Origin of the sequence: uncultured Chitinophaga sp., from assembly GCF_902168175.1 — a bacterium.
GTDB lineage: Bacteria > Bacteroidota > Bacteroidia > Chitinophagales > Chitinophagaceae > Chitinophaga.
Window position 1 is genome coordinate 125,652 of sequence record NZ_CABHOU010000076.1, and the last position, 14,441, is coordinate 140,092.

Consider the following 14,441-nt stretch of genomic DNA (forward strand, 5'->3'; position numbering starts at 1 on the left):
ATTTACAGTTAAAACAAATTGTTATGAAGGAGTATATCAGGCTTTTCCGGAATATCCGTATTGGCGATGTGCCTTCGGTGGGCGGTAAAAACGCCTCCCTGGGCGAAATGGTATCCGGACTGTCAAACCTGGGCATCACGGTGCCAGACGGATATGCAGTTACCGCGGAGGCATTTCGGGAGTTCATTCAGTATAATGCATTGGAAGAAGCTTTGCGCCGGTTGATGCAATCTCTTGATAAAACAGATTACGGCAACCTCAACCAGGTTGGGGCAAGGGCAAGAGAGTTGATGCTCGACGCGATTATGCCAGGTAGCATAGAGGATGCTATCATTAAGGCTTACAGGGAGCTTGCTGGAGGGCTTCCGTTGAGAGTAGCCGTACGCAGCAGTGCTACCGCAGAGGATTTGCCGCAGGCCAGTTTTGCCGGTCAGCATGATTCTTTTCTGAATATTGCAGGTGAGTTGGAGCTTGTGAAAGCAGTACAGCATTGCTTTGCATCACTGTATACGAATCGCGCCATTAAATATCGCGAGGATCAGGGATTTGAGCACGATAAAATTGCTATTTCCGTAGGGGTGCAAAAGATGGTACATGCCGACACCGGTTGTTCCGGTATTTGTTTTACACTTGAACCAGAAACAGGCTTCCGTGATATCATTCATATATCCGGTGGCTGGGGGCTCGGCGAAAACATTGTACAGGGCAACATAACGCCTGATGAGTTCTATTTATTTAAGCCTGCATTGCTTCAGGGTAAAAAGGCTATTGTTCAGAAAAAACTCGGAGCGAAGGAAAAAACGATGTGTTATGCGGAGGATGGAACGAAAAGGCCTGTCATCAACATACAAACGCCGGAGGAAAAGAGAAGCGTGTTTGTACTGTCCGACGGGGAGGTGACACAATTGGCCAACTGGGCCCGGATAATTGAGCAGCACTACCAGCTACCTATGGATATAGAGTGGGCAAAAGATGGCGATACGAATGAGTTGTTTATTCTGCAGGCAAGGCCGGAAACTGTTCATGCCCGTAAACAGGACCCGGTATTCAGCGTATATAGTATACTGGAGAAAGGGGAGTGCCTCGCTGAGGGGGAAGCGGTAGGTGAAAAGATCGTATGCGGTGTTGCACGCCTGCTATCGTCGCCCGACGATGCCGGCAGGTTACAACCAGGAGAAATCATCGTTACCGATCTTACCAGCCCCGACTGGGACCCTTTACTTAAAAAGTCCGCCGGTATCGTTACTAATAAAGGAGGGCGTACCAGCCACGCATCGATCGTTGCCCGTGAACTCGGTGTGCCAGCCGTAGTGGGTACCGGTGATGCTACCGCCGCCATAAAAGACGGGGAACTGATTACGGTTTCCTGTTGCGAAGGCAAGATGGGACACGTTTATCGCGGTAAGGCTGAAATTGTGGAACGAAAGGCGGATATCCGCAATATCCGTATGCCCGAAGGAACAGAGGTGATGTTGATCGCCGCCGATCCCGGCCAGGCTTTTCAGTTATCTTTTTACCCCAATGATGGTGTCGGACTAATGCGCATGGAATTTATCATCACTCATATGCTGGGCATACACCCGATGGCGCTGGTAAAATATGATGAACTGACAGATGCTGCGGTAAAGGCAAAAATCGATACGCTTACCCGGCACTACGATCACAAGGAGCAGTATTTTGTTGACAGGCTTTCCCAGGGAATAGCCACGATGGCCGCCGCATTTTATCCTAAGGATGTGATCGTCCGGTTTAGTGATTTTAAAACAAATGAGTATGCCAGCCTTACCGGCGGGCAATATTTTGAGCCGCGGGAAGAAAACCCCATGCTGGGATTCCGGGGCGCCAGCCGCTATTACAATGAACGGTATAAACCTGCTTTCGGGCTAGAGTGCGCTGCTATCAAAGTGGTACGGGAAGAGATGGGCCTCAGTAATGTTAAAGTGATGGTGCCTTTTTGCCGTACCGTTGAAGAAGGCCGGAAGGTACTCGATACGATGAAGGAGTTTGGGCTTGACCGCGAAAAAGATACCTCCCTGCAGGTTTACGTAATGGTGGAAATCCCTTCTAATGTTCTGCAGGCCGAAGCTTTTGCCGCCATTTTTGATGGCTTCTCCATTGGAAGCAACGACCTCACTCAACTTACGCTGGGCATTGACCGTGACTCAGAAATTGTATCGGGCCTGTTTAATGAACAGCATGCCGCAGCAAAACAAATGGTGAGTATGGCTATTCAGAAGGCAAGGGCTACCGGAACGCCCGTAGGTTTATGTGGGCAGGCGCCAAGCGACTTCCCGGAGTATGCACGTTTCCTGGTGGAAGCGGGTATCAACAGCATCGCTTTTACTGCCGACGCGATTTTTAAAGGAATTGAAAACGTCATTGCTGCCGAGCAGAAGATGGAAGTAGTATTCTGAGATGGGCGACCACCTAAAAGCCGGGTAGCTTCGCAGCTCCCGGCTTCTTCTTATAAGCAGGTTTTGTCAGTTTTATGTTGATGTGAATTACAGATTATACCTGAACTGCATGGTCTGTTTTAATCTGTTCATATAGCTTCGTTACATCTGCTTTTTTAAACAGCTGAGTACCGGCATTTAATGTGGCGGCAGTGCCACAGGCAACACCGAACTGAAGGACTTCCTGCCAGCTCTTTTCCTGTTGTAACATCCAGGTTATTCCGGCTACCATACTATCTCCGGCTCCGGAGGTACTTATTCTTTTCGCTGCAGGCGCACATATTGCGTAATGAGTGTCCCGGGTCGTAAGTAATGCGCCTGCCGCGCCCATCGATACGACCACTACCTCACATCTGTACCGGTGCAGGACTTTCCTGGCTGCTTTCAGTACGGTGGGCATTGTGGCGCAGCTGTGACCTGTGAGCGCTTGTAATTCGGATAAATTGGGCTTGATCATGAAAAGACCTGCTTTCAGGGCGAGTGTCAGCGGTTCGCCGGAAGTATCGAGTATCAGCCTGGCGCCACGTTTATTTGCGATTTGTGCAACAGTAGCGTAAAAGTCTGCAGGAATACCGGTAGGAAGGCTACCGCTGGCTACAATAACCGAGGGGAACGGGTCCATTGCTTTCAGCGCGTGCAGGCAGGCTGCAACAGCGCGTGCGGGCAATTCTTCACCAGGCATAATGAAACGATATTGAGCCCTTGTAACATTTTCTGTAATGTTAAAAGACTCTCGTGTGTTGTTCCCGGAGGAAATGGCCGTATAGGGAATTTGTTTGGCAGTCAGTAATTGCTTTAGTAGTCTGCCATTTCCTCCGCCTGCCGGAAACAGGGCGTGACTGTCTTCCCCCAGTTCTTTCAATGCCTTACTTACATTGATGCCTCCGCCGCCGGCTTCGGTATAGATGTTACTGCACCGCAGTTTTTTCTCCGGGACCAGGCGGTCCACAGCGGAACTCTTATCCACGGTGGGGTTCATGGTAATGGTGACTATCATATGGTGGGAACTGAGGTAATTACAAATGGGGAGTTTAACATCGTTTCCTGTCTGATAAGCGTCAGAAGGGGGGCGAGGTGTTCCTGCTTCACGTCATCGTAATCTGTTGTATGAAGTTTTTCGCCGCTTAACCTTGCCATTAAGGCACCGGCCTGTAGCATAAACTTATCTCTCCACCGCAGCTTGGCGTAAAGAAGTCGGCCAGGAAGGAATATGCGACGGCGAATATCCCATAAACTGACCGGTACATTGTCGCGGTAATACTGCTCCTGCTTATCGGTTTCGTTAGCAGGGGTGCCACAAACAATATACAGGTAAACTTTTTTCCCGGCGAGTTTGCCTTTGTTTTCTTCCAGCCAGCTCTTTATCTGGAATTGCCCGATGTAGATGCTGGTACCCAGGATCACGTAATCCGCATCTGCCAGGTCTTCGGCCGTTTCTGTGCCCGCCTCGCGTATTGTAAGCTGTAGTGCCTCCGAAAGCCAGAGCGCATATTGCCTGGCGGCGCCATACTTGCTTTTATAAAGGATTATACCCAACATAAATTTTTTTTAAGGATGTGTGATAAATAAAGGCGTGCGAAGTGTTCTTAGAATGCTGTCTGTTTCACTACGGTGGAAGAAACGTGAAAGAGCATTTCTGCCATAAGCGCCGAAGGTAACCAGGCAATCGCGCCGGTGTTCCAGCATAGAAAGGAAGGCAGAAGAGGGATTTCCTTCCAGAATTGTATAGGTAATATTGTCGTATTGAGGTTCGAGGTAGGCCTTCAGAGATGCCAGTTTAGGTATTTTACCCTTTCCGTCTTCATCTGCATATACTACCTGCACAGGCATATCCCAGTAATCAGGAAATAATTCTGTAAAACGGCGGATGGCATACATCGATGAGGCCGAACCATTATAGGAAAAAATCAGTTCCTGTATCCTTAACGGCTCTTCCGGTATAACCATCACCGGGCATTCAGCCTTAATCAAAGCGTCCATCACAAATTGAGGAGGGTTTGTATCTTCCAACATGGCAAACGAAGTATCGTGGTTGATCAGCAGCAGGTCGGCAAACCTGCTCTCCGCTATTACTTCATCAGAAGGCCAGCCAGTAGCCTCCCGGATCTTAATCTCTTTATCGGACCTGGCGCACATCGCTTTGAGTGCTGGCAGCTGCTCGTTCTTCATGCGATCCCTCAATGCAAGCCCTTCAGCCGCAATCCGTTCGGGGTCTGTATAGTTAGCTTCGGCATAAGTGTTAGCCAGTCTTACACCATAACCGGAAATGTCTTCTAAAAACAAGATCGTGAGTTCGCCACCGGTCTGCCGGGCAATATAACTGAATCCGTCGAGCTGTGTTTCTGAAAACTGCATAGCATCAATGGCCGCAATAATTCTTTTCATGGAATGAACTTTTATTTGTTCAAGATAAAGTGTGTCATACCTCTTATAGATGACCAGTTTCAAAAGGAGGGATGATTGTTGTCATCGATGAGCAGCCAATTTCATGCTGTTAAAAGAACTGGTTACCGGTGTGTAATAAATATCGGTATGGCGTGGTCCCTGATCACATCTGCAACGAAACTCTTTGAAAAATAGAGGGAAAGGCGGGAACGGCCATATGCACCGCAAACCAGCAGGGGATCTTTGATATCGTGGATCCAGGTATCAAAATATCTTGCGGGATCGGCTTCCAGTACTTCTATGGTCAGATCGGGGAAATGTCGTGCCGAGAGTTCTTTAATATAGTCTGCATCGGGTAACTGTGGATTTTTGGAGTCGGTACCATACAATAGTATCGTTTTAAGTGAACATAGATGGGGGAGAAGCGCAGCAAATTGTTTGATGGCATAAACGGAGTCTTCACTCCCGTCGAAAGTAAGCACAATGCTTTCCGGGAACCTGAATTTCTCTGGTGTGATCAGTACCGGACATTCCGCGTTATGCAGTGTTTCCAGCAAATAGTCATTGGGTTTGTCGGTACCAAGGTTGGCGTAAAAAGATTCATTACCCAGGATAAGTAAGTCTGCATAACGTGTTTCTTTCTGTAATGCTGCCATGGAAAAATCGAGTGATTCCCGGTGTACCCTGTATTCAATTCCGTTTCGTATACAATCGTTTTCAAATTGGTCTACTGTTTTCTCCACCGCTTCACGGCTGTAGGCTTCCAGCATCGGCACATATCCCGCTCCCATGTTTGCATAAGAAAATTCAGCCAGGTCGGGTAAGTCAAGCTGTGGCAAAAAAACGCCTGTCAGCAATACAGGTTCCAGTTCATTAAGGCGCATGCCCAGTTCAAAGGCCCCCGGCGAATAACTGGCGCCATCAAATGCAATTATGATCTTTTTCATGTCAGGTAAATTTTTACGGTAATAAGGTGATTTAATTATTTGTGCGCGATGAAAACCGGCTGGTCTGCGAATTGTAAAACAGGTATCGCATGGCTTGGGAATAATGTTCCGGAAATAGTGTTCCGCCCAAAAGCGCCCATTACGATCAGGCTGCGCTTTTTACCTATCAGGTACTCGAGCAGTCGGTTGTTGACGCGGGAATCTTCCAGGTGCAGGAATTGTACATGTGAGTAGTGTATATTCAGCCATTCTTTCAAATCGCTGATATGCCCTCCCGCAGGTTCATCCGGTGCCGTAACACAAACTGCTGTTACCTGGAGTTCGCAAAGTTCGGGGAACAGGTAGGTAAACTGACGCATTGCATACACACTGGAAGAGGATCCGTCGAATGTGAACACTATTTCATCTACTCCTTCAAATTCGAAAGGTGCCGTTATAACCGGACATTCCGCACCCGACATAACGCTCCTCAGGAAATCGGATGGCGCATTTTCCTGTTTCCCGGTAAAAGAAAGGCCTGGATCTGCAATGATCAGGTCTGCATAACGGCTTGCCCTGATCAGGGCTCTTACCGGTACATCTGTGTCCAATTGCACCGTGCAGTTTGCCTCACGGCTTTCACAGGCGCGTTTAAAGTCCAACACCGCCTTTTCTGTAGTAATGGTCCGTTGATTGGCCTGGCGGGTGTATGGATGCTCATTTGCGGTGACTGCCACCGTTGTTTCTTCGGCTAGAATAGCGTCGTGTTCACTTGACAGGAAAATGCCGGTTAAAGTTGAGTGTGTCAGCTTAGAAACGTAACAGGCAAAATCAAGCCGGTGAGCATTTTGTGTGGCAGCATCGGCCACAAATAATATCTTTTTCATATCATTTTAATTTTTATTAGAAAACGAAGCCAGCCTTTAATGATGGCTTTCATTGGAGTGGGCTCACCTGGTATTGAATAAACTGTTGGAGAGCCATGCTTCTGCTTTGTAGTGTCATACTAAATTATGGCCCTGGGCACCGTTTCTGAATGACGGCGCTCAAACGCCTGGTTAATTGTCGTCATCAGCCTGCCTGTCCCGCGGATATCCAGTGTCATGCCAGGGGGTAATGGCTGTCAGCTGGTCGCGGTATAGGGTGTGTTACTTTTGGATCAGGCGCGAGAGCAAAACAGCTACGCTTTTTAACAATGAAATGGTTGATGTATGAAAACAGATATGGAATTGCAACAGGATGTGCTGGAGGAAATAGCCTGGGACCCAATCCTGCATTCCTCCGCTATCAATGTGAGGGTAAGAAACGGTGTAGTAACATTAACCGGAGATGTACCTGACTATGGGAGGAAGCTGGCTGCCGAGAGAGCAGTGAAACGGGTGAAGGATGTAAGAGCGGTAGTAATCGAACTGGAGATAATGTTGCCTCATGGGAAAATACAACTGGATGATGCAATAGAGGATGCAGCGCTGAATGCGCTGAGATGGAACAGTTTTGTACCGGAAGACAGCGTGCAGCTAAAGGTGGAAAATGGTTGGGTAACACTTGAGGGCGAAGTGGAATGGCAGTTCCAGCGGGAGTCGGCAGCTGCTGCCGTTGAAGGCCTGATGGGGGTGAAAGGTGTAAGTAATCATATGAAAATCAAGCCCTGCATCTCTTCGGTAGTTGTTAAAGAGGGGATTATGAAGGCGCTGGCGCGTAGTGCAGGCATAGAAGCGAACACGATCGATGTGTCTGCAGTCGGTGGAAATATTGTACTGCGTGGCAGGGTACGTTCCTGGGGAGAGAGAAATGAAGTGGAAAAAGCCGTTTGGGCTACGCCAGGCGTGGTAGAGGTCCGCGATGAATTATCGATTGCTCCATAACTTTAAATACTATTTTAATGCTTGGTAACCTAACAATTGAGGAAATAGATCTTATACTGGCAGAGAATATCAACGGCCGTATCGGCTATTTGGATGAAGGGCGCGTATGCATCGTTCCTGTCAGCTACGCATTTAACGGGGAATACCTGGTGATGCACTCCAGGGAAGGACGAAAGATCAAGGCGATGCGAAAGCATCCGGAGGTCTGCTTTGAGGTGGACGAAGTACAGGACCAGGGGAATTGGAAAAGTGTGGTGCTTTGGGGATTGTACGAAGAGGTGACAGATGTAAAAGAGCGTTACTATGCCATGAAAAATCTGATTACCCGTTTGTTGCATGTAAAAGTAAGCGAAACGCTGGCCATTCACGATCACGCATTGGATGAGCCTCAAAACGCTGGAGCAGTGGAAAAGCGCCCTGTAATATACCGGATAAGGATCAAAGAGAAATCCGGCAGGTTTGAAGCGAGTTGATTTTTTTCGGGAAATGTAAAAATCAAAAGGCCGGCAATTCGCCGGCCTTTTCGGATGATTGCTATAGTGTGGGCTTACCTAATATGCCCCGTTCTTATCAATTTGTTTTTCCGGCAGGTAGTAAACGGCACCGGATGCCTATCTGCCTTCCTGGTTAAGTTTAGCCAGTGTCCAATCGTCTGTTCGGGTCGTTTCGGCCCAGTCGTTTCCTGCCCGCCGGAATACCTGTACGCTCATTCCCAGCCGGTGGCGGAAGTCGTACTCTACTTCTGCGGCAGTTCGCTGCGGACTAATGTCTATCCATCCGAATGTGTGTATCATCCGGATCTGCTCGATGGGCGTGTCCTTATCAATACGCTGAGATAGCGGACATGGCGCTCCATGTTCGTGCGGCTGCGTGAAAAATTCCAGTTTCAGGAACGGGTATTGTTCCTGAAATGCCTGCTGAATGTGACAGACGCGGTCCTCTTCCGTGATATGTATATTCATTATGCAGTGTTTTACTGATACCAAGTTAGTATGGATGTATGCACGTTGGAATGACCGTTATCAACCGGCCGGCTGATATCAGTTACCAGTTAAACGTTGAATGTGTTGCAACTTGGTGTTAAATTAAATGGATATGCAGGATAATACCACGACGGATGAGAGCGTGCAAACTAAGAGGAGATTCGCACTGGAAGACGAACGTTATTTTCTAGAGGGTCCGCGCTCAAGGCTGATGGAACTCTTTTTTACTTTCCGGGTAATTGGCGAATTTATCAGAGGATTCCGTGTGTTGCATTTCGTAGGGCCATGCATCGCAGTATTCGGGTCGGCCAGGGTGAAAAAGGACTCGATCTACTATGATGAAGCCCGGCAAATGGGCGCAGGAATTGCAAACCTTGGATTTACCGTAATGACCGGCGGCGGCCCCGGTATTATGGAAGCTGCCAGCATCGGGGCCAGGGAGGCTGGCGGCAAAACGGTGGGATGCAACATTATCCTGCCAAAGGAACAGAAACCTAATAAATGGCTGAATATTCAATATAACTGCCGTTATTTCTTCGTACGGAAGGTGCTGATGTTTAAATATTCTTATGGTTTTGTAATAATGCCCGGGGGAATTGGTACCCTGGACGAGCTTTTTGAAGCATTAACCCTAATTCAGACCGGGAAAATCATTAACTTTCCAATAGTATTGATGAATAAGGCTTATTGGGAGCCGGTGACAGCCTTATTGCATAAAATGCTGGAGGAGGGCATGATTGAGCCAGTGGATCTTCAGTTTATACTTATTACCGATTCAACTGCCGAAGCGATCGGTCACCTTAAGGAATTTTCAGTTAAACAATATCGCCGTAAAAGAAAAATGGCGTTTAAGAAATTTAGTTTGTTAGGGGAGTAGGAGTATTTGCTTCGCTGTTACATAAGGCCACACATATGCATAGTTTCGTAAATAACCTCGATATACCGTTCCAGTTATCTGTTTTTGCCGCTATTCTTGAGAGGGCTCCGGGGTTGGTAGCCATACGTGCCTGGCCCGAAGGCCGGTTGGTGTATATAAATGAAGCCGGTATGAAAATGTTAGGTACCACCGATTGGAACACGATAGGGAATATCCTGACGTTAAATGGTCTTGGCAAGTGTGATATGCTCCCGGGCGAAGCAGGCGTGATGAAAGAACACCGGAGCTGGGAAGATGCGAATAGGGTAGTGCATTTTGGTAATTATGAAAGATTGTTGGTGCGGCACGAAGGAAAGGACTATTGCTTTTTCCGGGTGTCGGAAACCGCAGCGGAAAATGGTTATCAACTTCAGCTTACTAAAGAGTTACAGCGGTTCGGGGCTTTGTTCGACTACGCGTCCATAGGTATACTGGTGGCAGGTAAGGCCGGAGAAATCATAATGATCAACGATTTCGCACTCGTGGAATTCGGGTATAAAAAATATGAATTACTGGGAAAAAAGGTCGAAGTTCTTATCCCTCAAAGGGTGCATGCCCGCCACGAAAAACACCGCGAACGATTTAATGAAGCACCTCAAAACCGTCCAATGGGTAGAGGTTTAGACTTATTTGCTGTACGTAAAGATGGTACGGAATTTCCTGTGGAGATAAGTCTTAGCCACTACGAGAATGAAGAAGGTAAGTTCGTAATTGCATACGTAAACAATATCTCGGAACGAAAGAAAGCGGAAGAGAATATTGAACGGATGAATAATGAGCTGGAACAAAAAGTAGAGGACCGGACGCACCAGTTACGCATGGCCCTGCAACAGCTGGAACAATCAAAAGATGAACTCACCAACGCCCTAGGCAAGGAAAAGGAACTCAATGAATTAAAATCCCGCTTTGTGTCGATGGCCTCCCACGAGTTCCGGACGCCGCTGAGTACCATACTTTCTTCCGCCTTTCTCGTACAGCAATATGATACAGACGAAGAAAAACAGCGACGTAACAGGCACCTGCAGCGTATTGTCAATTCTGCTAACCTGTTAACAGATATCCTAAATGAATTTTTGTCCGTCGGGAAAATCGAAGAGGGTAAGATCATGGTGCGGCCATCCAGGTTCGAACTCTCCGGGCAGGTGAATGCGATGATACAGGAAGTGCAGGGCATGTTAAAGAAGGACCAGGTGATCGATTTCAACCATGAAGGAGAAAACGTGGTGTATCTTGATCCATCCCTGTTCCGGCATATTTTTATGAACCTGCTCACCAACGCAGTCAAATTTTCATCCGCCGCCTCAGCGATCATGATAAAAACCATCGTGGAGGGCGCGCACTTTAGCCTTATTATCCAGGACCAGGGGATCGGCATGACCGAAGAGGATCAAAAACACCTGTTCGAACGTTTTTTCCGCGGCGCCAATGTTTCAAATATTCAGGGTACTGGCCTGGGGTTACATATTGTAAGTAAGTACACCGAAATGATGAATGGTTCCGTTACTTGTGAAAGCCAACTTGGCAAGGGAACCACTTTTACCGTTAGTTTTTCACTGGAGAGCGGCATTTAGCCAAACGGGCATGATAGTATAATTCAATGACACACTAAATTAAACAGCTATTTGTATGCAGGAAGCGAAAACCATTTTGCTGATCGAAGATAACCTGGACATCCGCGAAAACACGGAAGAGATATTGATTTGGGCTGGCTATAAAGTAATAACTGCTGAAAATGGTAAACAAGGCCTTGATTTAGCCTTCCAACACCGGCCCGACCTCATCATTTGTGATATCATGATGCCTGTTCTCGATGGCTATGGCGTGTTGCATATGTTACAGCGAAATAAGGATCTGGATAACACCCCATTTATATTCCTGACCGCCAAAACAGAACGGATAGATTTCCGTAAGGGCATGGAAATGGGCGCAGATGATTATATTACCAAGCCCTTTAATAGCATGGACCTTTTAAATGCAATAGAGATACGCCTGAAAAAGAGCGCAATCCGTCATAAAACGTTTACTCCCGATCCCGCAGGTGTGAAGCAACTGATGGAAGAGGCCGGAGTAAGGGGCAGCCTTAAAACATTGCCGGAGAACCGGGACGTGGATGTTTATCCGAAAAAGTCGATCGTTTACCGCGAGGGAAATCATCCCCTCCGCCTTTATTATATTCAAAAGGGGAAAGTACGGACATACCGCAGAAACGACGATGGAAAGGAACTGGTGGTAGATCTGTATAATGCTGGTGACTTTTTAGGGGTAGTGGCTATGCTGGAGGGGTCTGTTTACAAAGATACTGCTGAGGCAATGGAGGACAGCGAAATTGCGATCATACCTAAAGATGATTTTGAGGAACTGTTAAATAATAACTTCCCCGTAGCTGCTCAGTTTATTAAGATGTTGGCTAAAAACGTACTTGCAAAAGAACAACAGCTGCTTGGACTTGCCTATAACTCTCTTCGCAAAAAAGTGGCCGAGGCCCTTATGACCCTTTATCGCAAATACAATCCTAATAACGATCCCGGCTTTACTATCGACATCAGCCGCGAAAACCTGGCTACGATCGCAGGTACGGCCACAGAATCGCTCATACGCACGCTTGGTGATTTTCGGGATGAAAAGCTGGTGGAAATGAAAGACGGCACTATTGTTATATTAAATGAAGCGCGTTTGGCCAATATGCTTTATTGAACGTCTTTTTTCTCCTTGATGTACTGACTGAATTCCCTGTTCAGGTCACCAAAATTACGATGCACAATAACAATCCTCGCTTCCAGTTTTTCCTGCGCAACCAGCAATAGCTTCAAAATATCGAATGTTATAGCAGGATACTTATCAATGGCTTGCATTTGCTCTCTTATTTCATGTTTAAGTAAAATGAGTTGCTCATCAAGTGTAAAAAACTTGTTGAAGAAGTATTCCAGCTGATCAAGTTGCGCCTTGGGAATGCTGTTCCCTAATAATTTGGTGAGGCGGTTCTTAAATTGGATATTTTCAGTTTCAATCAGCTGTAGCTTGTCTTTCCAATATTCGTTCTGTTGTTTTAACTCGTCAAGCTTGTTTTGTTGCATGTGCTTTATCTTGTGTCGGCAAATTATATGGGTGTAATGTGGGTATTCATGATGGCTGGTAGCATTTAAAATGGTGGTGCATAGCTGCATGAACACATGCGTACTTCAGGGTAATTATTTATTGTGGGCAATAAAGAGTGGCAATGCCAGGTTCTTCATCAGCACATCCGCCATGCTTTCCCTGAACCAGCGCGATACCATGCCCCGGCGGTAAGCGCCGGCAACAACTAATGTGTCCGGCGTTTGCGGTGCCAGCTGGTAAAGGATTTTCTCTTCAGCCTCACCGTTTAACACGCGGTATTCTACGGATGGAAAATGACGTTTTACAAATTCGCGCATCAGGCGATTGTCGCCCAGGTGCAACCCGGTTCCCGGTGGATTGACAGATAAGATTTCGACAGGTAGCTGTTTGATCCAGGGTAGCAGGTAACAACACATTTTGATGGCGAATACAGAGGATGGCTCGCCATCGTAGAGCAATATCACTTTTTTTATATCTGTATACACGGGCGGCACCAGCAGCACCGGGCACTGTACATCGGTGAGCAGGTTGCGGATAAATTCAGTTGGCTGCGGCTGTTCCTCACGGCGGAAGTCTTCCTGCATGCCGATAATCATCAGGTCGGCATAGATACTCTCATGTAACACTTCCTGGATGGCAATGCTTTTATCCCGGTGTACACTGTACGTAAAACCCGACGCCTGGCAGGCCCTGACGAATTTTTCCGCAGCTTCATCTCTTTTTCGGGTATCGGCTGCCTCCAGGTCGGCAATTTGTTTGGGGCTGGCCCCTGATGTTATCATATTATACATGCTGAAGCTGTTGTAGATAAAATCGTCCGGGAATATACCCGTCAGATGTGCTTCTTCGTGCCTGGCAAGGGAGAGGGTATATTGAAGGGTACTATCTGAAAATTTGAGACCGTCTATGACGGCAGCGATCTTTTTCATTGTATACTTTTGACCGAAAGTACAGCCATGGGTAAGAACCTGCTATGACAATCATTACGTAGGTGGTTGATTGAAGTCATCCGGGATGCATGCGGATAAGTAGGAGACAGGGTCGATGAGATAAAACGAGCTTTTGATGGGTGTCACGCATTGACGTGATAGCAGTCAGCATTGTGGCCATCATCATAAGCTGGATCTGAAAAAACAATGAGTAACCCTATCATCCCGGAGATAAAGTACAGGTAAGTGTGTAGAGAAAGAATGAATTATTGGTCAGGCAACCGTTCCCGGCCCCAATGAGTTAGTGACCGAAACGCTTGTCGCACTGCCTAACGGCCGCACTGGCCGTCGATGCACCGGACTGGTCTTAAAAATCCGGAAAGGAAAAAGATGCCTCCGAAAACAAGGGCCGGCCATTGTCCTTCCAGGCCGCCACCGAAATAGATTAATGCAAGCCCGAACCCCCATCTGATGATGCGGCTGGCCCACAGCATGGCTGTGGCATTATTTTTTTTATGTATTCCCGTGTTCAAGCTTAACGAAGTTACGGAATTTAACTTTGAGGCCCCTTTTTCCTTAACGTGCTGATGCCTAAAAGGCTGTACAGCGGGCAAACACCGGCTATTGCAGTAATGAACAGTACGGCGCCGGCTATCAGCAGGATAATGCCTGTAACGCCTGTTACTATTTCGGCGTAGTAGAGGTAAGCAATGGCCATCGCGGCCACAAACCTGACCATCCTGTCGAATGAACTCATATTGTCTTTCATAAAAGTGTTTTACCCGCTAAAGGTAACGCGATGCGGCAAGAATGTTGGATGATGATGGTCAGGCCGGTGCATGAGTGCCCGCAGGATACCGGGGCGGCCTATAAATGATGAGGCTGACC

General features: G+C 47.3%; 15 protein-coding genes. 6 read left to right on the forward strand and 9 right to left on the reverse strand.

Features of this window, described 5'->3' with window-relative positions:
* Positions 1 to 23 precede the first annotated feature (23 nt).
* On the forward strand, positions 24 to 2,414 hold the full coding sequence (ppsA, locus tag QZT80_RS17810; protein ID WP_295125047.1) for a phosphoenolpyruvate synthase: 2,391 nt from the start codon (positions 24 to 26) through the stop codon (positions 2,412 to 2,414).
* Positions 2,415 to 2,508: 94 nt separating this feature from the next.
* Here the strand turns inward: ppsA and QZT80_RS17815 are convergent, their stop codons facing one another.
* From QZT80_RS17815 to QZT80_RS17835, 5 genes are all read right to left on the reverse strand, one after another.
* On the reverse strand, positions 2,509 to 3,450 hold the full coding sequence (locus tag QZT80_RS17815) for a 1-phosphofructokinase family hexose kinase (protein WP_295125050.1): 942 nt from the start codon (positions 3,448 to 3,450) through the stop codon (positions 2,509 to 2,511).
* Positions 3,447 to 3,992, reverse strand: a complete 546-nt coding sequence (locus tag QZT80_RS17820) for a flavodoxin domain-containing protein (protein ID WP_295125053.1) — start codon at positions 3,990 to 3,992, stop codon at positions 3,447 to 3,449. Before QZT80_RS17820 ends, QZT80_RS17815 begins: the two co-directional genes overlap by 4 nt.
* 9 nt (positions 3,993 to 4,001) lie before the next feature.
* Positions 4,002 to 4,838, reverse strand: coding sequence for a universal stress protein (locus QZT80_RS17825; protein ID WP_295125056.1), 837 nt, complete (start codon positions 4,836 to 4,838; stop codon positions 4,002 to 4,004).
* Positions 4,839 to 4,960: 122 nt separating this feature from the next.
* Positions 4,961 to 5,785, reverse strand: coding sequence for a universal stress protein (locus QZT80_RS17830; protein ID WP_295125058.1), 825 nt, complete (start codon positions 5,783 to 5,785; stop codon positions 4,961 to 4,963).
* Between the two features lie 35 nt (positions 5,786 to 5,820).
* Complete coding sequence (locus QZT80_RS17835) at positions 5,821 to 6,651, reverse strand: universal stress protein (protein WP_295125061.1); 831 nt, start codon at positions 6,649 to 6,651, stop codon at positions 5,821 to 5,823.
* Positions 6,652 to 6,975: 324 nt separating this feature from the next.
* Here QZT80_RS17835 and QZT80_RS17840 point away from each other — a divergent pair, with 324 nt between their 5' ends.
* Complete coding sequence (locus tag QZT80_RS17840) at positions 6,976 to 7,629, forward strand: BON domain-containing protein (RefSeq protein WP_295125064.1); 654 nt, start codon at positions 6,976 to 6,978, stop codon at positions 7,627 to 7,629.
* Between the two features lie 17 nt (positions 7,630 to 7,646).
* Positions 7,647 to 8,102: a pyridoxamine 5'-phosphate oxidase family protein gene (locus tag QZT80_RS17845; protein ID WP_295125067.1), complete on the forward strand. Its 456-nt coding sequence runs from the start codon at positions 7,647 to 7,649 to the stop codon at positions 8,100 to 8,102.
* Positions 8,103 to 8,240: 138 nt separating this feature from the next.
* Here QZT80_RS17845 and QZT80_RS17850 read toward each other — a convergent pair whose 3' ends face one another.
* Complete coding sequence (locus tag QZT80_RS17850; protein ID WP_295125070.1) at positions 8,241 to 8,591, reverse strand: hypothetical protein; 351 nt, start codon at positions 8,589 to 8,591, stop codon at positions 8,241 to 8,243.
* Positions 8,592 to 8,724: 133 nt separating this feature from the next.
* On the opposite strand from QZT80_RS17850, the gene QZT80_RS17855 reads away from it, so the two are divergent.
* The 3 genes from QZT80_RS17855 to QZT80_RS17865 are packed head-to-tail and all read left to right on the forward strand — an operon-like array spanning position 8,725 to position 12,222.
* Entirely contained in the window at positions 8,725 to 9,489 is a 765-nt protein-coding gene (locus QZT80_RS17855) for a TIGR00730 family Rossman fold protein (protein WP_295125073.1), read from the forward strand.
* 35 nt (positions 9,490 to 9,524) lie between these two features.
* Positions 9,525 to 11,099 carry a PAS domain-containing sensor histidine kinase gene (locus tag QZT80_RS17860; protein ID WP_295125075.1) on the forward strand — a complete coding sequence of 525 codons (1,575 nt, stop codon included), beginning with the start codon at positions 9,525 to 9,527 and terminating at the stop codon, positions 11,097 to 11,099.
* Between the two features lie 55 nt (positions 11,100 to 11,154).
* Positions 11,155 to 12,222 (forward strand): response regulator, encoded by a 1,068-nt coding sequence (locus tag QZT80_RS17865; protein ID WP_295125078.1) that lies wholly within the window; start codon positions 11,155 to 11,157, stop codon positions 12,220 to 12,222.
* On the opposite strand, the gene QZT80_RS17870 is transcribed toward QZT80_RS17865, so the two are convergent.
* The 3 genes from QZT80_RS17870 to QZT80_RS17880 form a co-directional block, all read right to left on the reverse strand.
* On the reverse strand, positions 12,216 to 12,602 hold the full coding sequence (locus QZT80_RS17870) for a hypothetical protein (protein ID WP_295125081.1): 387 nt from the start codon (positions 12,600 to 12,602) through the stop codon (positions 12,216 to 12,218). The genes QZT80_RS17865 and QZT80_RS17870 overlap by 7 nt on opposite strands.
* Before the next feature lie 114 nt (positions 12,603 to 12,716).
* The gene (locus QZT80_RS17875; protein WP_295125084.1) at positions 12,717 to 13,553 is read right to left on the reverse strand and encodes a universal stress protein; all 837 of its coding nucleotides are present in this window, start codon (positions 13,551 to 13,553) and stop codon (positions 12,717 to 12,719) included.
* 553 nt (positions 13,554 to 14,106) lie between these two features.
* A complete protein-coding gene (locus tag QZT80_RS17880) occupies positions 14,107 to 14,322 on the reverse strand; it encodes a DUF2892 domain-containing protein (protein ID WP_295125088.1) in 216 nt (71 codons plus the stop codon).
* Positions 14,323 to 14,441 lie beyond the last annotated feature (119 nt).

Bases quoted from the DNA above. Each gene is read 5' to 3' on its own strand.
- ppsA (WP_295125047.1), top strand. From the start codon at position 24: ATGAAGGAGTATATCAGGCTTTTCCGGAATATCCGTATTGGCGATGTG.
- QZT80_RS17815 (WP_295125050.1), bottom strand. From the start codon at position 3,450: ATGATAGTCACCATTACCATGAACCCCACCGTGGATAAGAGTTCCGCT.
- QZT80_RS17820 (WP_295125053.1), bottom strand. From the start codon at position 3,992: ATGTTGGGTATAATCCTTTATAAAAGCAAGTATGGCGCCGCCAGGCAA.
- QZT80_RS17825 (WP_295125056.1), bottom strand. From the start codon at position 4,838: ATGAAAAGAATTATTGCGGCCATTGATGCTATGCAGTTTTCAGAAACA.
- QZT80_RS17830 (WP_295125058.1), bottom strand. From the start codon at position 5,785: ATGAAAAAGATCATAATTGCATTTGATGGCGCCAGTTATTCGCCGGGG.
- QZT80_RS17835 (WP_295125061.1), bottom strand. From the start codon at position 6,651: ATGAAAAAGATATTATTTGTGGCCGATGCTGCCACACAAAATGCTCAC.
- QZT80_RS17840 (WP_295125064.1), top strand. From the start codon at position 6,976: ATGAAAACAGATATGGAATTGCAACAGGATGTGCTGGAGGAAATAGCC.
- QZT80_RS17845 (WP_295125067.1), top strand. From the start codon at position 7,647: ATGCTTGGTAACCTAACAATTGAGGAAATAGATCTTATACTGGCAGAG.
- QZT80_RS17850 (WP_295125070.1), bottom strand. From the start codon at position 8,591: ATGAATATACATATCACGGAAGAGGACCGCGTCTGTCACATTCAGCAG.
- QZT80_RS17855 (WP_295125073.1), top strand. From the start codon at position 8,725: ATGCAGGATAATACCACGACGGATGAGAGCGTGCAAACTAAGAGGAGA.
- QZT80_RS17860 (WP_295125075.1), top strand. From the start codon at position 9,525: ATGCATAGTTTCGTAAATAACCTCGATATACCGTTCCAGTTATCTGTT.
- QZT80_RS17865 (WP_295125078.1), top strand. From the start codon at position 11,155: ATGCAGGAAGCGAAAACCATTTTGCTGATCGAAGATAACCTGGACATC.
- QZT80_RS17870 (WP_295125081.1), bottom strand. From the start codon at position 12,602: ATGCAACAAAACAAGCTTGACGAGTTAAAACAACAGAACGAATATTGG.
- QZT80_RS17875 (WP_295125084.1), bottom strand. From the start codon at position 13,553: ATGAAAAAGATCGCTGCCGTCATAGACGGTCTCAAATTTTCAGATAGT.
- QZT80_RS17880 (WP_295125088.1), bottom strand. From the start codon at position 14,322: ATGAAAGACAATATGAGTTCATTCGACAGGATGGTCAGGTTTGTGGCC.